Origin of the sequence: Streptomyces asiaticus (genome assembly GCF_018138715.1) — a bacterium.
GTDB classification, from domain to species: domain Bacteria; phylum Actinomycetota; class Actinomycetes; order Streptomycetales; family Streptomycetaceae; genus Streptomyces; species Streptomyces asiaticus.
In genome coordinates this window covers 3,667,330-3,691,068 of the sequence record NZ_JAGSHX010000006.1, presented here as the reverse complement: position 1 = coordinate 3,691,068, position 23,739 = coordinate 3,667,330, and the positions used below count along the sequence as shown (strand labels likewise).

Genomic DNA, 23,739 nt, shown 5'->3' with positions numbered 1-23,739 from the left:
CGGGGAGGGGAGCAGCCCGCCGCAGGCGTACGCGTACCGCCGGACGCCTCCTGCCCCTGCCCGTACGGCGTGCCCGCTGCCCCTGCCCGTACCGCAGGCCGCTCCCGCTCGTACCGCGGACTAGTCCTGCCCGTACCGCGGGTCCACGGACTCCGGCGCCAGCCCCAGCAGCTCCGCCACCTGCTCGACCACGACCTCATGCACCAGCAGCGCCCGCTCGTCCCGGTTCTTCGCCCGGATCTCGACCGGGCGGCGGTAGATCACGATCCGGTCCGGCGCGTCCCCGCGGGCCGCGATGAAGCGTCCGAGCGGCACGGACTCGCCGTCCCAGCCGTCCGCCCCGCCGGGCCCGTCCGGGCCACCGCCCGACCCCGGGCCGCCGAGCCCCGACGTGGGCACCTCGAGCACCGTGAAGTCGACCCCGGACAGCTGTGGCCAGCGTCTCTCCAGCCGCTCCGCCGAGTCCTGCACAAGATCGACGAAGGACTCCGCGCGGCTGACCGAGAGCGGCACCTGGGGAGGCGCGATGGGGCCGCGCATACCTCGTCCGTGGCGATCGCGACGACGGGGACGCGGCTCGGACTGATGCGGGTGTACGGGCCTGGTCATCACTCCGAGGGTAGCCGTCGCCGACCCACGCTCATGCGCTTACCGGACAGCCGTGCCGGATGTCGCCAAATGACCATTCCAGCCATGCTTGGGTCCAAAAACGGACGTCTCTTGAGTCGCTTCCCTGGCCCAGGATGATCCCTCTCGGTTCGAGTGCTGACCGGATTCGTTGTCGGCGGTTCTGGCCGCGTCGGCGGTCCACGCTGGTCAACCAGTAAGTTCACGTTTCGGGTGCACGGTGCGAACCGGGACGACACGGCGGAGTGAGCTGGTGGAGAGTCGTCGCGGCCCGCTCAAGAGTGCGGTACCGTCCAACGTCGTGAGCCCTGTACGTCGCTGTTCGCGCACCGCCTGCGGCCGCCCCGCCGTCGCGACGCTGACGTACGTCTATGCGGATTCGACCGCCGTTCTCGGGCCGCTCGCCACCTACGCCGAGCCCCACTGCTACGACCTGTGCTCGGAGCACTCCGAGCGGCTCACCGCCCCGCGCGGCTGGGAGGTCGTCCGGCTCGCCGTCGACAGCGGTCCGCCCCGGCCCAGCGGTGACGATCTGGAGGCGCTGGCCAACGCGGTCCGCGAGGCCGCACGCCCGCATGAGCGCGCGGCGGGGGCGGCGGCCGGTTCCGGCGGCTCCGGGAGCGGTCAGGGCGGCCGGGAGGGCGACCCGCGTGAGGTCGCGCGCCGCGGCCATCTGCGAGTCCTGCGGTCACCCGAGTCCTGATCGGCTTCGCTCCGGCGATCTCCCGCGACCTTCGCGCGTACCCTGCCCCGCTTTCTCCGCGATCTTCCCGCGTTACGCGGTCTTCCCTCGTTCCGCCGCATTCCGCGGCGTTCCCCGGGATCACTTGCTGACGGAGCATTGACTGAGACTTGGCGCGGACACGACCATGCGTGCACCCCAGGGTCCTCCGTTTCCGCATCACGGATGTGACCTTCCAGGGATGGCCCATACCGGGAGGCCTGTGTGTTCGTGCAGCAGTTGGACCCCGTCGCCGATTCACTCTCCCTGTCCGCCCTCGTCGCCGCCCTTCCCCTCGTCACCGTCCTCGTTCTGCTCGGCGGGGTGCGGATGCGCGCCCACTACGCGGGCCCCATAGGGCTCGTCGTCGCCGCCCTCGTCGCCTGCCTCCCGTACGGGATGCCCGTCGGCCAGGCCGTCTCCAGCGCCGCCCAAGGGGCGCTCTTCGGCCTCTTCCCCATCCTGTGGATCGTCGTCAACGCCCTGTGGGTGTACCGGATGACCGTCCGCACCGACCATTTCGACGTGCTGCGCCGCTCCTTCGGCCGGCTCTCGGACGACCCCCGCGTCCAGGCCCTCGTCATCGCCTTCTGCTTCGGCGCGCTCCTGGAGGCGCTCGCCGGGTTCGGCGCACCGGTGGCGATCTGCTCGGTCATGCTCGTGGCGCTCGGCTTCGACCCGGTGCGCGCCGCCGTCGTCGCGCTCGTCGCCAACACCGCGCCGGTCGCCTTCGGTGCCATGGCCACCCCGGTGGTGACGCTCGCTCAGGTCACCGGGCTGCCGCTGGACTCCGTGGCCTCCGTCGTGGGCCGCCAGACCCCGCTGCTCGCCCTCGTCGTCCCGCTGCTGCTGGTCGTGCTCGTCGACGGACGGCGCGGGCTGCGCGAGACCTGGGCGCCCGCGCTCGCCTGTGGGGTCGCCTTCGCCATCGCCCAGTTCACCGTCTCCAACTACCTCTCCGTCCAGCTCGCCGACATCGCGGCGGCACTGGTCGGCGCGGCCGTGCTGATGGCCGTGCCCGCCGCCCGGCGCCCGGCCGAGGAGCCGGTGCGCGCCGCCGTGCTCACCGGCGTACGCAGCGACGACCTGGACCGCGAGGACCCGCGCCGGGAGGTGGTGCGCGCCTACGCCCCGTACGCGCTCATCGTCGCGATCTTCTCCGTCGCCCAGATCGGCCCGGTCAAGGACCTCCTGGCCAAGGCCACCCGCACCTTCGACTGGCCCTTCCTGGACGTCGCCGACCCCGCTGGAAAGGCGGTGGGCGCCAATGTCTTCTCGATGCCGCTGATCGCCACCGGCGGCACCCTGGTGCTGGTGGCCGGGGTGGCCACCGCCGCCGTGCTGAAGGTCACCGCGGGCGACGCCCTGCGGGAGTGGGCGGCCACGGTGCGCGAACTGCGTCATGCGATCCTTACGGTCACCTCGGTGCTCGCGCTCGCCTATGTCATGAATCTCTCCGGGCAGGCCGCCACCATCGGTCACTTCGTCGCCGCCGCAGGGGCCGGGCTGGCCTTCCTCTCCCCGGTGCTCGGCTGGTTCGGCGTCGCCGTCTCCGGCTCGGACACCTCCGCGAACGCCCTCTTCGGCGCCCTCCAGGTGACCGCCGCCCGCGAGTCCGGGCTGTCCCCGGATCTGCTGGCCGCCGCCAACAGCTCGGGCGGGGTGCTCGGCAAGATGATCTCCCCGCAGAACCTCACCATCGCGTGCGCGGCGGTCGGGCTGAAGGGGCGCGAGGGTGATCTGCTCCGTAAGGTGCTGCCGTGGAGCCTCGCGCTGCTGCTGGTGATGTGCCTGATCGTCGTCGCGCAGTCGTCGTTCCTGCTGAGCTGGATGCTGCCGTGACCCTGTCCGGGATGGCTGGTAGCACGCCGCGCGACGGGGCTCACAGTTCCGGCCCAGGTCCTGCGGGTAGGTTTTGAGGTCCGCAGGGACGTACTCCGCGGGAACGTACTCCGCATGGGACGTACGCGGAGACGTCCGTAGAGACATCTCCACCAGGACCTCCAGAAGGGGTTGGCTGTGCCCGACTTGTCGCAGATCGTGAAGGCTTACGACGTGCGCGGTGTGGTCCCGGACCAGTGGGACGAGTCGCTCGCCGAACTCTTCGGCGCCGCCTTCGCCCGGGTGACCGACGCGGACGCGATCGTCGTCGGCCATGACATGCGCCCCTCCTCGCCCGGTCTGGCGCGGGCCTTCGCGCGCGGCGCCGCCTCGCTCGGGGTGGATGTGACCGAGATCGGACTGTGCTCGACCGATCAGCTCTACTTCGCGAGCGGTTATCTCGACCTGCCCGGCGCGATGTTCACCGCCAGCCACAACCCCGCGCGGTACAACGGCATCAAGATGTGCCGCGCGGGCGCCGCCCCCATCGGCCAGGACAGCGGGCTCGCCGAGATCCGCGACCTGGTCGAGGGATGGGCGGAGGGCGGCGCGCCCGAGCCCGCCGCCGAGGCCGGCACCATCACCCAGCGTGACGTCCTCGACGACTACGCCGCCCATCTGCGCTCGCTGGTGGACCTGACCGCCATCCGGCCGCTGAAGGTCGTCGTGGACGCGGGCAACGGCATGGGCGGCCACACCGTCCCGACCGTCTTCGAGGGCCTCCCGCTCGAGCTCGACGCCCTCTACTTCGAGCTGGACGGCACCTTCCCCAACCACGAGGCCAACCCCCTCGACCCCAAGAACATCGTCGATCTTCAGGCCCGGGTCCGGGAGACCGGCGCCGACATCGGGCTCGCCTTCGACGGCGACGCCGACCGCTGCTTCGTCGTGGACGGGAGCGGCGAGCCGGTGTCCCCCTCCGCCATCACCGCCCTGGTCGCCTCCCGCGAGCTGGCCAAGCACCCGGGCGGCACGGTCATCCACAACTGCATCACCTCCTGGTCGGTCCCCGAGGTCGTCAAGGAGAACGGCGGCACCCCCGTCCGCACCCGCGTGGGCCACTCCTTCATCAAGGCCGAGATGGCCCGCTCCGGCGCGATCTTCGGCGGCGAGCACTCCGCGCACTACTACTTCCGCGACTTCTGGAACGCCGACACCGGCATGCTGGCCGCCCTGCACGTCCTGGCCGCACTCGGCGGCCAGAAGGGCCCGCTGTCGGACCTGGTCGCCCAGTACGACCGGTACGCGGCCTCCGGCGAGATCAACAGCACCGTCGACGACCAGGCCGGGCGCATGGAGGCCGTCAAGGCGGCGTACGAGCGCCGCGAGGGCGCCGAACTCGACGAACTCGACGGCCTTACGGTCACCACCCCCAACTGGTGGTTCAACCTCCGCCCCTCCAACACCGAGCCGCTCCTCCGCCTGAACGTCGAGGCCAGGGACGAGGAGACGGCAGCCGAGGTCCGCGACGAGGTCCTCTCCATCGTCCGCGCCTAGGGGTGCCCGACGGATCCTGACGTCTGCGGCGGGCTGTTCCCCGCCCCTTCCCTCACCTGGGACTCCCGTCCCAGGTGAGGGAAGGGGCGTCCTGACCGGCGGGCTGACCGCGGCCGACGGTCGGCTCGTCGGCCCCGGGGTCCAGGGGCGAAGCCCCTGCCACGCGGCGGAGCCGCATATCGGCGCTGTGGGAAGGGGCGGAGTCGGGGAAAGATCCGCCGGACCCCCCCGCAGCCCTTACGGATGTCGGCGCGGGCCCATCCGACTCCTAAGGGAGGCGGATGGCCCCGTACGGAGGCCCGCGCGCCCTTACGGCTGTCCGCGCGGCCGTAAGGGCTACGCAGGGGGCGGCCGCAGCGTCCATAGGGGTCCGCGATGTCCTTACGGGGGGCCGCGCGCAGCCGTCCGCCTCCTCAGGGGCGCACCCGGCCTCGCGCCCTGGCCGCGCTCGCCTCCGGGCCCGTCGGGTCGCGGGGCTGGACCGGGTGCGCCGTCCGCGGCTTTACAGGGAGGTCCGCAGGTCCTACGAGGTGTCCGTGCGCGCCCTCTGCGCCCCTACGCCTCTTACGGGGGCCTGTGGGAGGTTCACGGCGTCCTTGTGGAGATCCGTGTGCGGCCTCTGCGGCCGATCCGCGTCCTACGGGCCCGCAGGAGGTCCGCAGCGCCCCCGCGGCGCTTACGGCCATCGGTGCGGCTCCCGCACCGCGCGCCCTTGCGGAGGCCCCCGCGTCCGTACGGAGGCCCGCGCGCGGGACCCACACCGCTACCGGAGCCCCAGGGCGTCCCCGGGACGTCCCCGCCGCTCCGGCGTACGCGGGCCGCCCGTCCCCGGGCTCCGGGGCACACCGGCCGCGCCCCGGGCCCGCCCGGCGGTACGCTGACCTCGCCGGACCGATGTCCGGCTGGACGCATACCCGAAGGGACGACCTCATGCCGCTCGAAGCCGGTCTTCTGGAGATCCTCGCCTGCCCGGCGTGCCACGCCCCGCTGCGCGAGGAGCAGTCCCCGGAGACCCTCGAGCTGGTGTGCACGGGCGAGGGGTGCGGTCTCGCGTACCCCGTGCGGGACGGAATCCCCGTGCTGCTCGTCGACGAGGCGCGCCGCCCGGCCTGACCCGGCGGCCCGCCGCCGGGGCCCAGCCCCGCGCGGTCCCACGCGTAAGCCCCGCGCGATCCCACGCGTACCGCCCGCCACGGCGATCGGAGGCCGAAGCACGATGCTCGACGAATCCCTCCTCGACGCCCCCGAGGCCCTCGCCCGCGCCGATACCCGCGGGCTGCTGCGCGGAGCGGCCGAGGCCGGCGCCCGCGTCCGTACCGCCGCCCGGCACGCCGCCGAGGCCGGGATAGGCGACCTCAAGCCGGACGGGCGCCCGCGCGCCGTCATGGTCGCGGGCCCGGGGGCGGCCGGAAGCTGCACCGCCGACCTCCTCGGCGCGCTCAGCGGGGGCAACTGTCCGGTCAGCCTGATCGCGCCCACCGGCGTGGCCCCCGCGCCGGGCGCCCTGCGCTGGACGCTGCCCGGCTGGGCGGGCCCGCTGGACCTGCTGGTCGTCGCGACCCCTGAGGGCACGGAACCGGGCCTTCCGCGCCTGGTCGAGCAGGCGTACCGCCGCGGCTGCGCGATCGTCTCGGTGGCCCCCGCCCAGTCCCCGCTGGCCGACGCGGTCGCCCAGGCCCGCGGCCTGATGGTGCCGCTGGCCACGGCGCCGTACGGCTCGGCTCCGTATGCCACAGGCGGGTACGCCACCGGCGGGTACGGCCCCGGTGGGTACGGCACCGACCCGTACCGCGGGGAGCCGCACGCGCCCGGCGCGCCCGGCACCGAGGACGCCGCCCTCGCCGAGGGCGCCCTGGGCGACGCCCCCGCCCCGTACGGGACGCCTTCCGTCCCGCAGCCCGTCGAGCCGCCCGGCACCGCCCCCGACGAGATGACCGGCCCCGCGCTGCCCGGCACGCTGTGGGCCCTGCTCACCCCGCTGCTCCTGCTGGTCGACCGGATCGGCCTGGTGTCCGCGCCGCCCACCGCGCTCCAGCAGGTCGCCGACCGGCTCGACCAGGTCGCCGAGCGCTGCGGCCCGGCCATCGCCACCTACACCAACCCCGCCAAGACGCTCGCGGCCGAGCTCGCCGGGGCGCTTCCGCTGCTGTGGACCGAGGGCCCGGTCGCGGCCGCGACCGGACGGCGCTTCTCAGAGCTGCTCGCGGCGCTCGCCGGGCGCCCCGCGCTCGTCGCCGAGCTCCCAGGGGCGCTCGCGGCACATGGCGCGCTGCTGACCGGGGCGTTCGCGGGCGGGGCCGACCCGGACGACTTCTTCCGCGACCGGGTGGAGGAGCCCGAGGCGCTCCGCGCCCGGATCGTGCTGCTCCACGACGAGCCGGTGGGCCCCATCTCGGCCGTGCCGACCGCCCGGGAGCTCGCGCTGGCGCACGAGACCGCGTTCAGCGAGCTGGAACCTGCCGAGGGCACCCCACTGGAGAGCGCCGCGGAACTTCTCGCCATCACGGATTTCGCCGCCGTTTACCTCGCGCTCGCTTCGCCGGATAGAACTTGAGGCCGTCATAGACCTTGAGCAGACCTGAGCACGACCGTACGACCGTAAGGCCGTACTCAAAGCTGTAAGGCCGTGCTCAAGGCCGTAAGGCACGCACCACCCGCCCCACGTCCTTCACTGCACAGTCAGGAACCGCACCGCATGGACCGCCTCGTCAACACCGTGCGCCCCTACGCCTGGGGCTCCACCACCGCCATCCCGGAGCTGCTGGGTGTCCGGCCGACCGGGGAGCCGCAGGCCGAGATGTGGATGGGGGCGCACCCGGGGGCGCCGTCCCGGGTCGACCGGGGCGCGGGCTCCGTCGCGCTCTCCGAGGTGATCGCCGCGGACCCCGAGGGCGAGCTCGGCGCGGACGCCGTAAGCCTCTTCGGGCCCCGGCTGCCGTTCCTGCTGAAGGTGCTGGCCGCCGCCTCGCCGCTGTCGCTCCAGGTCCACCCGGACCTCGCGCAGGCCAAGGAGGGCTTCGCGGACGAGGAGGAGCGCGGCGTCCCGGCCGACGCCCCGCACCGCAACTACAAGGACGCCAACCACAAGCCCGAGCTGATATGCGCGCTCACGCCGTTCAACGGGCTGTGCGGCTTCCGCGACCCGAACGAGGCGGCCGGGCTGCTGGCCGCCCTCGAGGTCGACTCGCTCAAGCCGTACGTCGACATCCTGCACGCCCACCCGGAGTCGCACGCCCTGCGCGAGGTGCTGACCGCCGTCCTTACGGCCGACCCGGAGGCGATGGCGGAGACCGTAAGGACGGCGACCGCCGCCGCCGAGCGGCTCGGCGCGCAGGACGGGCCGCACGCCCCGGCGTACACGGCGTACGCCTCCATCGCCCGGCACTACCCGGGCGACCCCGGTGTGATCGCCGCGATGCTGCTCAACTTCGTGACCCTCCAGCCCGGCGAGGCCCTCTACCTCGGCGCCGGGGTACCGCACGCCTACCTCGACGGCCTGGGCGTCGAGATCATGGCCAACTCCGACAATGTGCTGCGCTGCGGACTGACGCCCAAGCACGTGGACGTCCCCGAGCTGCTGCGCGTCGTCCGCTTCGAGAGCGCCGCCCCCGCCGTGCTGCGTCCCGAGGCGGACCCCTCCGGCGAGGAGCTCTACACCACCCCGATCGACGAGTTCCGGCTCTCCCGCCACGTCCTCGCCGACGGCGCCGCACCCCGCCCGCTGCCGGCGACCGGCCCGCAGATCCTGCTCTGCGCCTCGGGCGAGGTCTCGCTGCGCGGCGCGGACGGCGCACTCCCGCTGAAGCGCGGGGAGTCGGCCTTCGTACCGGCCGGTGAGGAGACCGCCCTGAGCGGCGATGGCACTGTGTTCAGGGCCACAGTGAACGCCTGAGGTACGGCCCGCTCGAGGGGCTGGAACAATGGCCCGCCGTGAGGCGGTAAAGCACTGGCAAAGCCGCCATGAGCTGCCATGTAAGCGGAAGGGAAATTCGGCACATATGAGTGCATCAGGCGGAACCAAGGCGATTGTTGCCGCGCTGGGCGCGAACCTGGCTATCGCCGCAGCCAAGTTCGTGGCGTTCGCCTTCAGCGGCTCGTCGTCGATGCTCGCCGAAGGCGTGCACTCGATCGCCGACTCGGGCAACCAGGGGCTGCTGCTCCTCGGCGGGAAGAAGGCCAAGCGCGAGGCCACCCCCGAGCACCCCTTCGGCTACGGCCGCGAGCGCTATATCTACGGCTTCCTCGTCTCCATCGTGCTGTTCACCATCGGTGGTGTCTTCGCGCTGTACGAGGGCTACGAGAAGATCCAGCACCCCCATGAGCTGGAGCACTGGTACTGGCCGGTCGGGGTGCTCGTCTTCGCGATCATCGCCGAGGGCTTCTCCTTCCGTACGGCCATAAAGGAGTCCAACGAGATCCGGGGCCAGCAGAGCTGGTCCCAGTTCGTCCGCCGCGCCAAGGCCCCCGAGCTCCCCGTCGTCCTCCTGGAGGACTTCGGCGCCCTCGTCGGCCTGGTCCTCGCGCTCGGCGGCGTCGGCCTCACCATGCTGACGGGCGACGGCGTCTGGGATGGCATCGGCACCCTCTGCATCGGCATCCTGCTGGTGCTGATCGCCCTGGTGCTCGCGGCCGAGACCAAGTCGCTGCTGCTGGGCGAGGCGGCCGACGCCACGGAGGTCGCCAAGATCCGCGAAGCCGTCGTGGACGGCGACACCGTCACCAGCGTGATCCACATGCGCACCCTCCACCTCGGCCCCGAGGAACTCCTGGTCGCCGCCAAGATCGCGGTCCAACACGACGACACGGCCGCGGAGGTCGCCCGCGCGATCGACGCGGCGGAGGCCCGCATTCGCGAGGCAGTCCCGATCGCCCGAGTCATCTACCTGGAACCCGACATCCTCCGAACCTCGACATCCGCCTGAGCGAGACCCGGCCGGTTTGTGGGCTTCTGTTTCCGCAGGGCGGAACGGATGGGCACAAACCGGCCACAGCCCCGCACCCCGCGACGCACCACCGGCCCCGACAGCGTGCGCCGACCCCTGCCCCGCCGGACCGGCGGGGCAGGGGTCGGGGACACAGGGGTCGGGGACAGGGGAACCGAGCCTCCGAGCTCCAGGAACCGAACCGGAGCCCCGGGGGCCGGAGCGCTCGACTGGGAGTCGGGCAGGTCCCCGAACCGGAGCCTGGGGCGGAGCACTCGATGGGGGAGGGGCAGAGCCCCTGAGCCGGGGCCTGGGGCGGAGCGCTCGACTGGGGCCGGGCAGACCCCCGAACCGGGGCCCGGTGCGGAGCACTCGGGCTGGGGCCCCGGCACAGCTCCGAACCGGAGCCCGGGCCGAGCCCCTGAGCTGGGATCCGGGGCGAAGCCCCGGAGGGGGCCGGGGCTCTGCCCCGATTTCGGGAAGGGGTGGGGGTGGGGGAGAAACCCCACCCCCACCCCCACCCCCCCCGCCCTACTCAATCTCCCCAAGCACCCCCAAAATCCCCTCCACATCCCCCGCCGCCAACAACCGCACCCGAAACTCCTCGGCCATCAACTTCCGCGACAGCAACGCCAGAATCCGCAGATGCTCATCCCCCGCATCCGCCTCCGGCACCGCGATCATGAACACCAGCCGGGCCTTCGTCCCATCCGGCGCACCCCACTCGATCCCCTCAGGGGACCGCGCGAAGCCGACGACCGGAGCGGTCACCGCATCCGTCTTGGCATGCGGAATCGCGATCTCCTCGCCGAGCCCAGTCGTGCCCTGGTCCTCCCGGGCAAACGCGGCCCGCACCAGCTCCGCCGCATCCGCGACCTTGCCGGTCGTGGCCAGCAGCTCAGCCATCTCACGGATCGCGGCGTCCTTACCGTCGGCCGCCAACCGCTCCTTCACGGTCTGCTCGGTGAGATACCCGGACAGCACCTGACCCTCAGGGACAGCCTCGACCTCGCCGGTCTCGGCGGCGGCCACCCCCTGAGAAGCGACCGCCTTACGGGCACCCGCAGCACCACTCGCCTCCCCGGCACGCTCACCACCGCCCACCCCGGCAAGAACGGGCTCAGCCGCGCCCGACGCAGCCCCGGTGGAACCACCCACGGCGGCACCCACAACACCCACAGCACCCGCACCACCCACAGCAGCCCCCGAATCAACGGCAGCCCCCGAACCCACAGCACCCCCACCCACCGACATCAGCCCAATCGTCACCAACGCCGTCACCGCCGTACCCACCACCACGGCGACAAAGAACATCGGCACCCCGCCAATCGCACCGAGCACCGCCACAATCGGCCCCCCATGTGGCACGTTGTCCTCGACCGACGCCACCCCGGCTATCGCCCCGGCGACCGCACCGCCCACCATGTTCGCCGGAATGACCCGCGCGGGACGTGCCGCCGCGAACGGAATCGCGCCCTCCGTGATGCCGAAGAAGCCCATGAAGAGCGCCGCGAGCCCGGTCTCCCGCTCCTGGTCGTCGAACATCCGGCGGCGCAGCAGCGTGGCAAGCCCCTGACCGAGCGGCGGCACCGGAATGGCCGCCGCACACGCCCCCATGACCTCGGGGTTCTTGGACACCAGCCCGGCACCGAAGAGGAACGCCGTCTTATTGACCGGACCACCCATATCGAACGCGATCATCAGCCCGAGAATGATGCCGAGCACCGCCGCACTCGTGCCGGTCAGTCCGCCGAGCCAATCAGTCAGCTGTTCGAAGACCCAGGAGATCGGCTCGCCGAGGACATAGATGAAGAAAAGGCCGAGCGCCGAGGTCGCCACGATCGGGATCACAATGATCGGCATGATCGGCTGGACGAACTTCGGAACCTTGACCCGCTTGATCCACAGCACCAGATAACCGGCCAGGAAGCCGGTGACGATCGCCCCGATGAACCCGGCGCCCGCCTCGCTGTCGTACAGCTCGCCGTGCGCCGCGATCCAGCCGCCCACCATGCCGGGCACCAACGCCGGCCGGTCCGCGATGGCGTAGGCGATATAGCCGGACAGGGCCGGGATCATCAGCTCGAAGCCGATGCTCCCGATGTCGTTGACCGTCTTCCAGAAGGAGTCGTCGGGGATGACGATGCCCTTGGACGTCGTATCACCGCCCAGGGCCAGCGACACCGCGATCAGCAGACCGCCGACCACCACGAACGGGATCATGTACGAGACACCGTTCATGAGCGCCTTATAGGTGACGCTGCGCCCCTTACTGCCGCCACCGCCACCACCCCCGGAAGCCGCCGCCCCCGAGGCACCGCGCCCGGCACCGGAGCCGTCGCCCTCGTACACCGGCGCGTCCAGCACCTGCTCGATCAGCCGCTGCGGCCGGTGAATGCCATCGGCGACCCCGACGACAAGCACCCTCTTACCGACGAAGCGACTGCGGTCGACGTCCTTGTCGGCGGCGATGATGATGCCGTCGGCCTCGGTGACATCGTTGTCAGACAGTACGTTCTCGGCCCCGATCGAGCCTTGGGTCTCCACCTTCATGCTGTGGCCGAGCGACTCCGCCGCCTGGGCCAGCTTCTCAGCGGCCATATAGGTATGGGCGATACCCGTGGGACATGCGGTCACCGCGAGCAATTTGAGCCCCGGTCGGCTGGGCCCCGCACCGTTGGGGGGATCGGCTGGACTGGTCACGTGGTTCTCCTTAACGCGTTGAGCGGGCGCGGGAAGCTGCCAGCGTCCCCGCGCTCGCGGCATCGTGCAATACATCCGGCCGTGATCAAAGCGACGACCTGAACCCCCGACTCCGGAAACAACGCGACCATCGGCCCCCGAACGACGCAGACCGACAACCCCCGAGCAGCACACCCGTCGCCCCGGTCGTCGTCCCTGGTCATAGCCGTACGGCCGAAGATGACCGATGGGGGCTGGGGTTCGCTCCGCCGATCGGTGTAGATTCGTGACCGAGCCAGACGTCGCTGCTGATGGCGGTCGGGCGGCCCGCACCGCGGGTCGGCCGAGGGAGAGAGGGCCTCCGACGGACTGCGCACTGTGAGGTAGAAGGGGACAGGTGTGCCCGTTGTCGCGGGACTCTGCCCGACGCCTCACATGCCCAGCCGAACCACTCTCGCTCGCACATGATCGAGGAGGAGCAGCACTTATGACGACAGCCGTCTCCGGTCAGGACTTCAAGGTCGCGGACCTCTCTCTGGCTGCCTTCGGCCGTAAGGAGATCACCCTCGCCGAGCATGAGATGCCCGGCCTGATGGCGATCCGTAAGGAGTACGCCGAGCAGCAGCCGCTGGCCGGTGCCCGTATCACCGGCTCGCTGCACATGACGGTGCAGACCGCCGTGCTGATCGAGACCCTGGTCGCCCTCGGCGCCCAGGTCCGGTGGGCCTCCTGCAACATCTTCTCCACTCAGGACCACGCCGCGGCCGCGGTCGCCGTCGGCCCCGAGGGCACCCAGGAGAACCCGCAGGGCATCCCGGTCTTCGCCTGGAAGGGCGAGACCCTGGAGGAGTACTGGTGGTGCACGGAGCAGGCGCTGACCTGGCCCGGCACCCCCACCGGCGGGCCCAACATGATCCTGGACGACGGTGGCGACGCCACCCTCCTCGTCCACAAGGGCGTCGAGTACGAGAAGGCCGGCGCCGCCCCTGACGTCGCCACCGCCGAGAACGACGAGCACCGCGTCATCCTCGAGCTGCTGAACCGCACCATCGCGGAGAGCCCGCAGAAGTGGACGCAGCTGGCCTCCGAGATCCGCGGGGTCACCGAGGAGACCACCACCGGCGTTCACCGCCTCTACGAGATGCAGCGGGACGGCTCGCTGCTCTTCCCGGCGATCAACGTGAACGACGCGGTCACCAAGTCCAAGTTCGACAACAAGTACGGCTGCCGCCACTCCCTGATCGACGGCATCAACCGCGCCACCGACGTGCTGATCGGCGGCAAGGTCGCTGTCGTCTGCGGCTACGGTGACGTCGGTAAGGGCTGCGCCGAGTCGCTGCGCGGTCAGGGCGCCCGGGTGATCGTCACCGAGATCGACCCGATCTGCGCGCTCCAGGCCGCGATGGACGGCTACCAGGTCGCCACCCTGGAGGACGTGGTGGAGACCGCCGACATCTTCATCACCACGACCGGTAACAAGGACATCATCCTTGCCTCGGACATGGCCAAGATGAAGCACCAGGCGATCGTCGGGAACATCGGCCACTTCGACAACGAGATCGACATGGCCGGGCTCGCCGCCCTTCCGGGCATCGTGAAGGACGAGGTCAAGCCGCAGGTCCACACCTGGACCTTCGCCGACGGCAAGAAGATCATCGTGCTCTCCGAGGGCCGTCTGCTGAACCTCGGCAACGCGACCGGTCACCCGTCGTTCGTGATGTCCAACTCCTTCGCGAACCAGACCATCGCCCAGATCGAGCTCTTCACCAAGCCGGAGTCGTACCCGACCGACGTCTATGTGCTCCCCAAGCACCTGGACGAGAAGGTCGCCCGTCTCCACCTGGACGCGCTCGGGGCCAAGCTGACCACGCTCCGGCCCGAGCAGGCCTCCTACATCGGCGTCCCGGTGGAGGGCCCGTACAAGCCCGACCACTACCGCTACTGATCGCATCCGCTGATCGCACCGGCGCCGCCGACCACACCGTCGGCGGCCGCTGACCCGGCCCCCGCCCCGGCGGGGGCCCCAGGGCCCGTCCGCGCCATTCGGCCGGGCGGGCCCGACGCTCGTCAAGGACCTCACCATGCCCCGCGGCCGCTACTCCCTCCACGACCCGCACGATCACGCCCCCCTGGGCGAGGAGCACTTCCAGTGCGCTCCCGGCCCCAGCGGTTGGCGCTATGTCGCACAGCGGACCTCACCCTCCGGCGATCACACCGGGTCCGTGGACCTCACCCTCGACGAGCTCGGCCGCCCGCTCCGGGTGGAGCTGCACGCGTCCAGCTGGCAGGTCAGGGGCGCCGCCCTGGAGGGGGTCACCTGGGTCCGTACGGACCCCACCGGTGAGCACGCGACCGAGGGCAATGTCCGCGCCCACTCCTTCACCGGCGCCTCCCCGGCCTTCCTGGTCGCCGTCTCCCGGCTGCTACGCCTGGAACCGGGCGCCGGAGCCGTCCGCGTACGCCTCGTGGCCTTCACCGATCCGGTCCTCGCGCCCCTCACCCTGGATCAGTCCTGGGCACTTCTCGGCAGAACGGGTCACGCCACCGACACCGGGCCGCTCGTTGTGGACGAGTACCAGGTGAGCGAGCTGGATACCGGAGAGATACGGACGGTCCACATCGCCGGCGATGTGGTGCTCGCCGCCCCGGGGATCGAGCTGGAGCACCTGGAGAGCCCACCGTCGTCCTTCGCGGCCTGACGGTCATCTCACCGCCTCTGACCTGCGGCGTTGAGAAATTTCCGGGAACCTATTGACCCAGGGAGCGCCGATGCGTATGTTTGAGGGTCGCGGCGAACGGAGTGCACAGACACTCCGGCTGGACCGCACAAAGAATCTTGCCCGGAGTCCTTGACCGAGGTAGTCCGGGGAGGTAGGTTTAAACGGTTGTGGTGAGCAGGGTCTGCTCACCCCCCAAAGCACATCTGAACCGCTCCGCAGACGGATGGAAATCCAAACGGAGCACCTTTTGACACCCGCAGGCATCACGCGAAGCCGATTAGGTTCGGCGGATGATCATCTGCTAAAGTCGAAAACACGCCGAAAGGCAAGGCCCTCCAAGCGGCCACCGGAAACGGAATTCGGATCGGAAACGACCGGAAATCGGATCTGGTAAGGTTGGAAACACCGAAGGGAAGCGCCCGGAGAAACCGGTGAAACGGTTTCAAAGGAAGCGTCCGTTCCTTGAGAACTCAACAGCGTGCCAAAAGTCAACGCCAGATATGTTGATACCCCGTCCACTCGTGGACGAGGTTCCTTTGAAGAAAAAACACAGCGAGGACGCTGTGAACCATCGGATTATTCCTCTGGTGGTTCCGCTCTCGTGCAGTGTTTGCCGGGATAGCCCGGAAGCATTCACGGAGAGTTTGATCCTGGCTCAGGACGAACGCTGGCGGCGTGCTTAACACATGCAAGTCGAACGATGAACCGGTTTCGGCCGGGGATTAGTGGCGAACGGGTGAGTAACACGTGGGCAATCTGCCCTGCACTCTGGGACAAGCCCTGGAAACGGGGTCTAATACCGGATACGACGCGTTCCCGCATGGGATACGCGTGGAAAGCTCCGGCGGTGCAGGATGAGCCCGCGGCCTATCAGCTTGTTGGTGGGGTGATGGCCTACCAAGGCGACGACGGGTAGCCGGCCTGAGAGGGCGACCGGCCACACTGGGACTGAGACACGGCCCAGACTCCTACGGGAGGCAGCAGTGGGGAATATTGCACAATGGGCGAAAGCCTGATGCAGCGACGCCGCGTGAGGGATGACGGCCTTCGGGTTGTAAACCTCTTTCAGCAGGGAAGAAGCGAAAGTGACGGTACCTGCAGAAGAAGCGCCGGCTAACTACGTGCCAGCAGCCGCGGTAATACGTAGGGCGCAAGCGTTGTCCGGAATTATTGGGCGTAAAGAGCTCGTAGGCGGCTTGTCGCGTCGGATGTGAAAGCCCGGGGCTTAACCCCGGGTCTGCATTCGATACGGGCAGGCTAGAGTTCGGTAGGGGAGATCGGAATTCCTGGTGTAGCGGTGAAATGCGCAGATATCAGGAGGAACACCGGTGGCGAAGGCGGATCTCTGGGCCGATACTGACGCTGAGGAGCGAAAGCGTGGGGAGCGAACAGGATTAGATACCCTGGTAGTCCACGCCGTAAACGTTGGGAACTAGGTGTGGGCGACATTCCACGTTGTCCGTGCCGCAGCTAACGCATTAAGTTCCCCGCCTGGGGAGTACGGCCGCAAGGCTAAAACTCAAAGGAATTGACGGGGGCCCGCACAAGCGGCGGAGCATGTGGCTTAATTCGACGCAACGCGAAGAACCTTACCAAGGCTTGACATACACCGGAAAACCCTGGAGACAGGGTCCCCCTTGTGGTCGGTGTACAGGTGGTGCATGGCTGTCGTCAGCTCGTGTCGTGAGATGTTGGGTTAAGTCCCGCAACGAGCGCAACCCTTGTTCTGTGTTGCCAGCATGCCTTTCGGGGTGATGGGGACTCACAGGAGACTGCCGGGGTCAACTCGGAGGAAGGTGGGGACGACGTCAAGTCATCATGCCCCTTATGTCTTGGGCTGCACACGTGCTACAATGGCCGGTACAATGAGCTGCGAAGCCGTGAGGTGGAGCGAATCTCAAAAAGCCGGTCTCAGTTCGGATTGGGGTCTGCAACTCGACCCCATGAAGTCGGAGTCGCTAGTAATCGCAGATCAGCATTGCTGCGGTGAATACGTTCCCGGGCCTTGTACACACCGCCCGTCACGTCACGAAAGTCGGTAACACCCGAAGCCGGTGGCCCAACCCTTGTGGAGGGAGCCGTCGAAGGTGGGACTGGCGATTGGGACGAAGTCGTAACAAGGTAGCCGTACCGGAAGGTGCGGCTGGATCACCTCCTTTCTAAGGAGCACATAGCCGACTGCAAGCAAGTGTCTTGCACGGTTGCTCATGGGTGGAACGTTGACTACTCGGCACGGCCGTCTGGTCCGCTGTCTCTAGTACTGCCCCTTCGGGGCGTGGAACGAGACCGCTGGATGCAGGGGCCGGGCCGGGCACGCTGTTGGGTGTCTGAGGGCACGGGCTATGACGCTCGTCCTTCGGCCGGTCCCGGTGAACCACATCAATAGGTGTGGGTGACGGGGTACGGGTCGTTGTTTGAGAACTGCACAGTGGACGCGAGCATCTGTGGCCAAGTTTTTAAGGGCGCACGGTGGATGCCTTGGCACCAGGAACCGATGAAGGACGTGGGAGGCCGCGATAGGCCCCGGGGAGCTGTCAACCGAGCTTTGATCCGGGGGTGTCCGAATGGGGAAACCCGGCAGTCGTCATGGGCTGTCACCCATACCTGAACACATAGGGTATGTGGAGGGAACGCGGGGAAGTGAAACATCTCAGTACCCGCAGGAAGAGAAAACAACCGTGATTCCGGGAGTAGTGGCGAGCGAAACCGGATGAGGCCAAACCGTATGTGTGTGATACCCGGCAGGGGTTGCGCATACGGGGTTGTGGGAATGAGCTTCAGTCGTCTGCCGGCGACTGGGCAAGTCAGAAACCATTGCGATAGACGAAGGACATGCGAAAGGTCCGGCATAGAGGGTAAGACCCCCGTAGTTGAAATCGTGATGGCTTGCTTGCTCATCTCCCAAGTAGCACGGGGCCCGAGAAATCCCGTGTGAATCTGGCGGGACCACCCGCTAAGCCTAAATATTCCCTGGTGACCGATAGCGGATAGTACCGTGAGGGAATGGTGAAAAGTACCGCGGGAGCGGAGTGAAATAGTACCTGAAACCGTGTGCCTACAAGCCGTGGGAGCGTCGGACATCAGCTTGCTGGTGTCTCGTGACTGCGTGCCTTTTGAAGAATGAGCCTGCGAGTTTGCGGTGTGTTGCGAGGTTAACCCGTGTGGGGAAGCCGTAGCGAAAGCGAGTCCGAATAGGGCGATAGAGTAGCGCGCTCAAGACCCGAAGCGGAGTGATCTAGCCATGGGCAGGTTGAAGCGGAGGTAAGACTTCGTGGAGGACCGAACCCACCAGGGTTGAAAACCTGGGGGATGACCTGTGGTTAGGGGTGAAAGGCCAATCAAACTCCGTGATAGCTGGTTCTCCCCGAAATGCATTTAGGTGCAGCGTCGTGTGTTTCTTGCCGGAGGTAGAGCACTGGATAGGCGATGGGCCCTACCGGGTTACTGACCTTAGCCAAACTCCGAATGCCGGTAAGTGAGAGCGCGGCAGTGAGACTGTGGGGGATAAGCTCCATGGTCGAGAGGGAAACAGCCCAGAGCATCGACTAAGGCCCCTAAGCGTACGCTAAGTGGGAAAGGATGTGGAGTCGCAGAGACAACCAGGAGGTTGGCTTAGAAGCAGCCATCCTTGAAAGAGTGCGTAATAGCTCACTGGTCAAGTGATTCCGCGCCGACAATGTAGCGGGGCTCAAGCGTACCGCCGAAGTCGTGTCATTGCAGCATATACCTCTAACGGGGGCTGTGATGGGTAGGGGAGCGTCGTGTGCCGGGTGAAGCAGCCGTGTAAGCGAGTTGTGGATGGTTCACGAGTGAGAATGCAGGCATGAGTAGCGATACACACGTGAGAAACGTGTGCGCCGATTGACTAAGGGTTCCTGGGTCAAGCTGATCTGCCCAGGGTAAGTCGGGACCTAAGGCGAGGCCGACAGGCGTAGTCGATGGACAACCGGTTGATATTCCGGTACCCGCTTTGAAGCGCCAACGCCGAACCAGGCGATGCTAAGTCCGTGAAGCCGCCCCGGAGCCTTCGGGCAAAGGGGAGTGGTGGAGCCGACGGACCAGACCTGTAGTAGGTGAGTGATGGGGTGACGCAGGAAGGTAGTCCAGCCCGGGCGGTGGTTGTCCCGGGGTAAGGGTGTAGCCCGAGGGGTAGGTAAATCCGTCCCTCATTTAAGGGTGAGACCTGATGCCGAGCCGATTGTGGTGAAGTGGATGATCCTATGCTGTCGAGAAAAGCCTCTAGCGAGTTTCATGGCGGCCCGTACCCTAAACCGACTCAGGTGGTCAGGTAGAGAATACCGAGGCGTTCGGGTGAACTATGGTTAAGGAACTCGGCAAAATGCCCCCGTAACTTCGGGAGAAGGGGGGCCATTGCTGGTGATCACCCTTGCGGTGTGAGCTGGTGGTGGCCGCAGAGACCAGCGAGAAGCGACTGTTTACTAAAAACACAGGTCCGTGCGAAGCCGTAAGGCGATGTATACGGACTGACGCCTGCCCGGTGCTGGAACGTTAAGGGGACCGGTTAGTGGGATTTCGATCCCGCGAAGCTGAGAACTTAAGCGCCAGTAAACGGCGGTGGTAACTATAACCATCCTAAGGTAGCGAAATTCCTTGTCGGGTAAGTTCCGACCTGCACGAATGGCGTAACGACTTCTCGACTGTCTCAACCATAGGCCCGGTGAAATTGCATTACGAGTAAAGATGCTCGTTTCGCGCAGCAGGACGGAAAGACCCCGGGACCTTTACTACAGCTTGATATTGGTGTTCGGTTCGGCTTGTGTAGGATAGGTGGGAGACTGTGAACTCTGGACGCCAGTTCAGGGGGAGTCGTTGTTGAAATACCACTCTGGTCGTGCTGGATGTCTAACCTGGGTCCGTGATCCGGATCAGGGACAGTGTCTGGTGGGTAGTTTAACTGGGGCGGTTGCCTCCTAAAGGGTAACGGAGGCGCCCAAAGGTTCCCTCAGCCTGGTTGGCAATCAGGTGTTGAGTGTAAGTGCACAAGGGAGCTTGACTGTGAGACCGACGGGTCGAGCAGGGACGAAAGTCGGGACTAGTGATCCGGCGGTGGCTTGTGGAAGCGCCGTCGCTCAACGGATAAAAGGTACCCCGGGGATAACAGGCTGATCTTCCCCAAGAGTCCATATCGACGGGATGGTTTGGCACCTCGATGTCGGCTCGTCGCATCCTGGGGCTGGAGTCGGTCCCAAGGGTTGGGCTGTTCGCCCATTAAAGCGGTACGCGAGCTGGGTTTAGAACGTCGTGAGACAGTTCGGTCCCTATCCGCTGTGCGCGTAGGAGTCTTGAGAAGGGCTGTCCCTAGTACGAGAGGACCGGGACGGACGAACCTCTGGTGTGCCAGTTGTTCTGCCAAGGGCATGGCTGGTTGGCTACGTTCGGGAGGGATAACCGCTGAAAGCATCTAAGCGGGAAGCCTGCTTCGAGATGAGGACTCCCACCCACTTGATGGGTTAAGGCTCCCAGTAGACGACTGGGTTGATAGGCCAGATATGGAAGCCGGGTGACCGGTGGAGTTGACTGGTACTAATAGGCCGAGGGCTTGTCCTCAGATGCTCGCGTCCACTGTGTTGGTTCTGAAGCAATGAACCGTCCGACCGCCCCCTTTGTGTGGGCTGGGTCCGGTTCAACTTCATAGTGTTTCGGTGGTTATAGCGTTAGGGAAACGCCCGGTTACATTCCGAACCCGGAAGCTAAGCCTTTCAGCGCCGATGGTACTGCAGGGGGGACCCTGTGGGAGAGTAGGACGCCGCCGAACAAATTTTAGCCTCGGTCCCGAGTACATAGTGCTCGGGGCCGAGGCATTTTTGCGTTCCCACTCGATCGCATGTTCCACCGGATCGAGTGAAAAGGCATCAGCGCTCTGGCGCAGCGTGGCTGGGGTCACTCAGAGTAGTCAGTGAAGGCCAGTCAGGCGGTCTGCTGACGATCGGTCAAGAGGCCCAAGAGACAGCAGACGTAGGTGCCGAGCGGGCGGAGGGGAAGGTGATGGCCTGTGAGCATGACGGGCTGTGCGGTGAGGGGGCGTAGGGTGACGCCCCGTCCGTCCCCACTTGTTGTGATGCCGTCAGTTCCAGGACGTGGAGCCGACGGTCGGCTGGTCCTCGCCATGACCTTCTGCCGAGTTTCCCGACATCCCCGCAGCGCGGACGAGCTCCAGGTCGAGGGCCTCGCGCCGGATGCGTTGGTCCATGTAGAGGAGGGCCGTCACGCCCGCGCTGATCGGGAAGGTGATGGTCGAGCTGATCACTCCGCCGACGCCGACCACGATCAGGAAGGTCCAGCCGACGGAGACGGATGCGCCGGACAGCCAGTCCATGGCGTTGTCCCCGCCGATCACCATGGCGACCAGGCTGGTGGGGATCTCGACGATGGCGCCGACGATGAAGACCAGGACGACGGCCAGCAGTTGGATGCCGAAGACACGGCCCCACGAGCCGCGCACCAGCTTGAAGGAGCGTCGCAGGGCCTGGATGATTCCCTGCTTCTCCAGCATCAGGGCGGGAGCGGCGAGGCTGAAGCGGACCCAGAGCCAGGCGGCGACGCATGCCGCGGCGAGCCCGCCCAGAGAGGCCAGCGCGGCGCCCTCGCTCGGCACGCCCGCGACGGCCAGCAGCAGACCCGGCGTCATACCGGCGGCGATGACGGCCGCGGCGATGGTGGGGATCAGCAGGAGCAGCCCGCACAGCTGGAGGAGGTGCGGCCGGGCGCCGGCCCAGGCCTCCTTGGCGGACACGTTCCGGCCCAGCACCGCGCGTGCCGCGACCACGGTGAGCAGGGCGGTGGTGACGATCGTCCCGAGGACGCCGAGCAGCAGGGTGACTCCGCTGTCCCCGAGCGTGTCTCCGACGGCGCGCAGCGCCTGGCCGACGGTGGCGTCCGGATCGTCGAGGACCTTGCTCTCGTTCCCTCGGCCGTTGTTGAACCACAGTCCCGTGGCGGCCGTGATCAGCCCCTGGGTGACGATCGAGACGATCAGCGAGATGCCGAGGACCGTGCGCCAGTGGGCGCGCATGATGGCCACCGCGCCGTCCAGGATCTCGCTGACGCCCAGCGGCCGCAGCGGAATGACACCGGGGCGGGGAGCGGGCGGCTGACGCCGGCCGGTGCCCCATCCGCCACCCGGCGCGGGCGCGGGTGGCACCGGCGGTGGCGTGCGGCGTCCCGTCGCCGCCCAGCGGCCGGGCGGCGGCTGGCGGCGGGCCCACTGTTCGCCCCATGCTCGCTGCTCCGGGGCGGGCTGGTCGGCGGGCTCGCCCTGCTGCTGAGCGCCGTGGTCCGGTTCGTCGGAAGGGGACGATCCGGGCGGGGCCCAGCCCGGAGAGTCATTCATCGTCGCTCCGTAGGTTGTTCGTTGACCGGCCGCGGCGTCCGCGGCGGGCGGATGTCAGCCATCGTGCCACGGTGCGTTCCACCCCGTACCGGTCACTGGGGGCGGCCCGGCACTTCAATAGTCGGTGGCGCACAAGGCAAACTGTGCGGATGGCTGATCAGCATCCGGTGTCCCCGGAAGGCTCCATACCTCCTACCGCTCTGGCGCTGCGTTGGGAGGAGCCCCCGGAAGGGCCCGTACTGGTACTTCTCGACCAGACCCGGCTGCCCGCCGAAGAGGTCGATCTGGTGTGCACCGATGTGCCGGCGCTGGTGGAGGCGATCCGCTCCCTTGCCGTGCGCGGCGCCCCGCTGCTCGGCCTCGCCGGGGCGTACGGGATCGCGCTCGCCGCGGCCCGTGGCTTCGATGTGGACGAGGCCGCCGAATCGCTCGCCCATGCCCGTCCCACGGCCGTCAACCTCGCCTATGGCGTCCGGCGGGCCGTCGCCGCGTATCACGCCGCGCTCCGGGATGACGCGGATGACGCCCAGGCCGCCGCGGCAGCCCTCGCCGAGGCCCGTGTGCTGCACCGGGAGGACGCCGAGGCCAGCAAGCGCATGGCGGCCCATGGTCAGGCGCTCCTCGAAGAGCTGCTGCCTGCCGGGGGTCATCGGATCCTCACCCACTGCAACACCGGCGCCCTGGTCTCCGGAGGTGAGGGGACCGCCCTGGCCGTGGTCAAGGCGGTGCACCGGGTGGGGCAGCTGCGGCGGCTCTGGGTGGACGAGACCCGGCCCCTGCTCCAGGGGGCGCGGTTGACCGCGTACGAGGCGGCGCGGGCTGGTATGGCGTACACGCTGCTCGCCGACAACGCGGCGGGCTCGCTCTTCGCGGCCGGTGAGGTGGACGCGGTGCTCATCGGTGCGGACCGGATCGCCGCGGACGGCTCGGTGGCCAACAAGGTGGGCAGCTATCCGCTCGCGGTGCTGGCCCGCTACCACCATGTGCCGTTCGTGGTGGTCGCCCCGACCACCACGGTGGACCCGGCCACTCCCGACGGAGCCGCGATCGAGGTCGAACAGCGCCCTGGACACGAAGTGACGGACATCACAATTCCGTACGTTCCCATCGCCGGGCAGGAGGCGGGCACTGGAGTGCCGGTCGCTCCGCTGGGCACACAGGCCCACAATCCGGCCTTCGACGTCACACCCCCGGAGTTGGTGACGGCGATCGTCACCGAGGACGGCGTGATTTCCCCGGTCACCGCGGACGGTATCGCCGAGCTGTGGTCCAGGTCACGATCGGGTAATGGGATGATGTCGGGGTAACGCGCGATTTTGGCCCCTCTACCTGCGCTGA

Annotated in this window: 13 protein-coding genes and 3 rRNA genes; 13 read left to right on the top strand and 3 right to left on the bottom strand. The window is 68.1% G+C overall.

From position 1 onward, the window contains the following. Positions 1-120: 120 nt before the first annotated feature. Entirely contained in the window at positions 121-540 is a 420-nt protein-coding gene (locus KHP12_RS22930; protein WP_037954294.1) for a metallopeptidase family protein, read from the bottom strand. 340 nt (positions 541-880) lie between these two features. Between KHP12_RS22930 and KHP12_RS22925 the strand changes: the two genes are divergently transcribed. From KHP12_RS22925 to KHP12_RS22895, 7 genes are all read left to right on the top strand, one after another. Next, complete coding sequence (locus KHP12_RS22925; protein WP_037954293.1) at positions 881-1,330, top strand: DUF3499 domain-containing protein; 450 nt, start codon at positions 881-883, stop codon at positions 1,328-1,330. A 243-nt stretch (positions 1,331-1,573) separates the two neighbouring features. Further along, positions 1,574-3,190 carry an L-lactate permease gene (locus KHP12_RS22920; RefSeq protein ID WP_086882074.1) on the top strand — a complete coding sequence of 539 codons (1,617 nt, stop codon included), beginning with the start codon at positions 1,574-1,576 and terminating at the stop codon, positions 3,188-3,190. Between the two features lie 177 nt (positions 3,191-3,367). Then, positions 3,368-4,726 carry a phosphomannomutase/phosphoglucomutase gene (locus tag KHP12_RS22915; protein ID WP_086882075.1) on the top strand — a complete coding sequence of 453 codons (1,359 nt, stop codon included), beginning with the start codon at positions 3,368-3,370 and terminating at the stop codon, positions 4,724-4,726. Between the two features lie 930 nt (positions 4,727-5,656). Next, on the top strand, positions 5,657-5,839 hold the full coding sequence (locus KHP12_RS22910; protein ID WP_037954286.1) for a Trm112 family protein: 183 nt from the start codon (positions 5,657-5,659) through the stop codon (positions 5,837-5,839). 103 nt (positions 5,840-5,942) lie between these two features. Beyond that, positions 5,943-7,280 carry an SIS domain-containing protein gene (locus KHP12_RS22905; RefSeq protein WP_086882076.1) on the top strand — a complete coding sequence of 446 codons (1,338 nt, stop codon included), beginning with the start codon at positions 5,943-5,945 and terminating at the stop codon, positions 7,278-7,280. Between the two features lie 141 nt (positions 7,281-7,421). Further along, entirely contained in the window at positions 7,422-8,618 is a 1,197-nt protein-coding gene (manA, locus tag KHP12_RS22900; RefSeq protein ID WP_086882077.1) for a mannose-6-phosphate isomerase, class I, read from the top strand. A gap of 106 nt (positions 8,619-8,724) precedes the next feature. After that, positions 8,725-9,648 (top strand): cation diffusion facilitator family transporter, encoded by a 924-nt coding sequence (locus tag KHP12_RS22895; RefSeq protein WP_210609377.1) that lies wholly within the window; start codon positions 8,725-8,727, stop codon positions 9,646-9,648. Positions 9,649-10,179: 531 nt separating this feature from the next. On the opposite strand, the gene KHP12_RS22890 is transcribed toward KHP12_RS22895, so the two are convergent. Continuing rightward, the gene (locus KHP12_RS22890; protein ID WP_210610426.1) at positions 10,180-12,351 is read right to left on the bottom strand and encodes a fructose-specific PTS transporter subunit EIIC; all 2,172 of its coding nucleotides are present in this window, start codon (positions 12,349-12,351) and stop codon (positions 10,180-10,182) included. Positions 12,352-12,817: 466 nt separating this feature from the next. Here KHP12_RS22890 and ahcY point away from each other — a divergent pair, with 466 nt between their 5' ends. From ahcY to rrf, 5 genes are all read left to right on the top strand, one after another. Next, positions 12,818-14,275, top strand: a complete 1,458-nt coding sequence (gene ahcY / locus KHP12_RS22885; RefSeq protein WP_086885280.1) for an adenosylhomocysteinase — start codon at positions 12,818-12,820, stop codon at positions 14,273-14,275. Between the two features lie 136 nt (positions 14,276-14,411). Then, positions 14,412-15,029, top strand: a complete 618-nt coding sequence (locus KHP12_RS22880) for a hypothetical protein (RefSeq protein WP_086885279.1) — start codon at positions 14,412-14,414, stop codon at positions 15,027-15,029. A 653-nt stretch (positions 15,030-15,682) separates the two neighbouring features. After that, positions 15,683-17,209, top strand: a 16S ribosomal RNA gene (locus KHP12_RS22875). Between the two features lie 287 nt (positions 17,210-17,496). Next, a 23S ribosomal RNA gene (locus KHP12_RS22870) occupies positions 17,497-20,618 on the top strand. A 91-nt stretch (positions 20,619-20,709) separates the two neighbouring features. After that, a 5S ribosomal RNA gene (rrf, locus tag KHP12_RS22865) occupies positions 20,710-20,826 on the top strand. Together the 16S, 23S and 5S rRNA genes form the textbook arrangement of a ribosomal RNA operon. A gap of 309 nt (positions 20,827-21,135) precedes the next feature. Here the strand turns inward: rrf and KHP12_RS22860 are convergent. Continuing rightward, positions 21,136-22,401 carry a DUF7847 domain-containing protein gene (locus KHP12_RS22860; RefSeq protein WP_086884837.1) on the bottom strand — a complete coding sequence of 422 codons (1,266 nt, stop codon included), beginning with the start codon at positions 22,399-22,401 and terminating at the stop codon, positions 21,136-21,138. 149 nt (positions 22,402-22,550) lie between these two features. Here KHP12_RS22860 and mtnA point away from each other — a divergent pair, with 149 nt between their 5' ends. Then, on the top strand, positions 22,551-23,708 hold the full coding sequence (gene mtnA, locus KHP12_RS22855) for an S-methyl-5-thioribose-1-phosphate isomerase (RefSeq protein WP_211833626.1): 1,158 nt from the start codon (positions 22,551-22,553) through the stop codon (positions 23,706-23,708). The last annotated feature ends 31 nt before the right edge of the window (positions 23,709-23,739 follow it).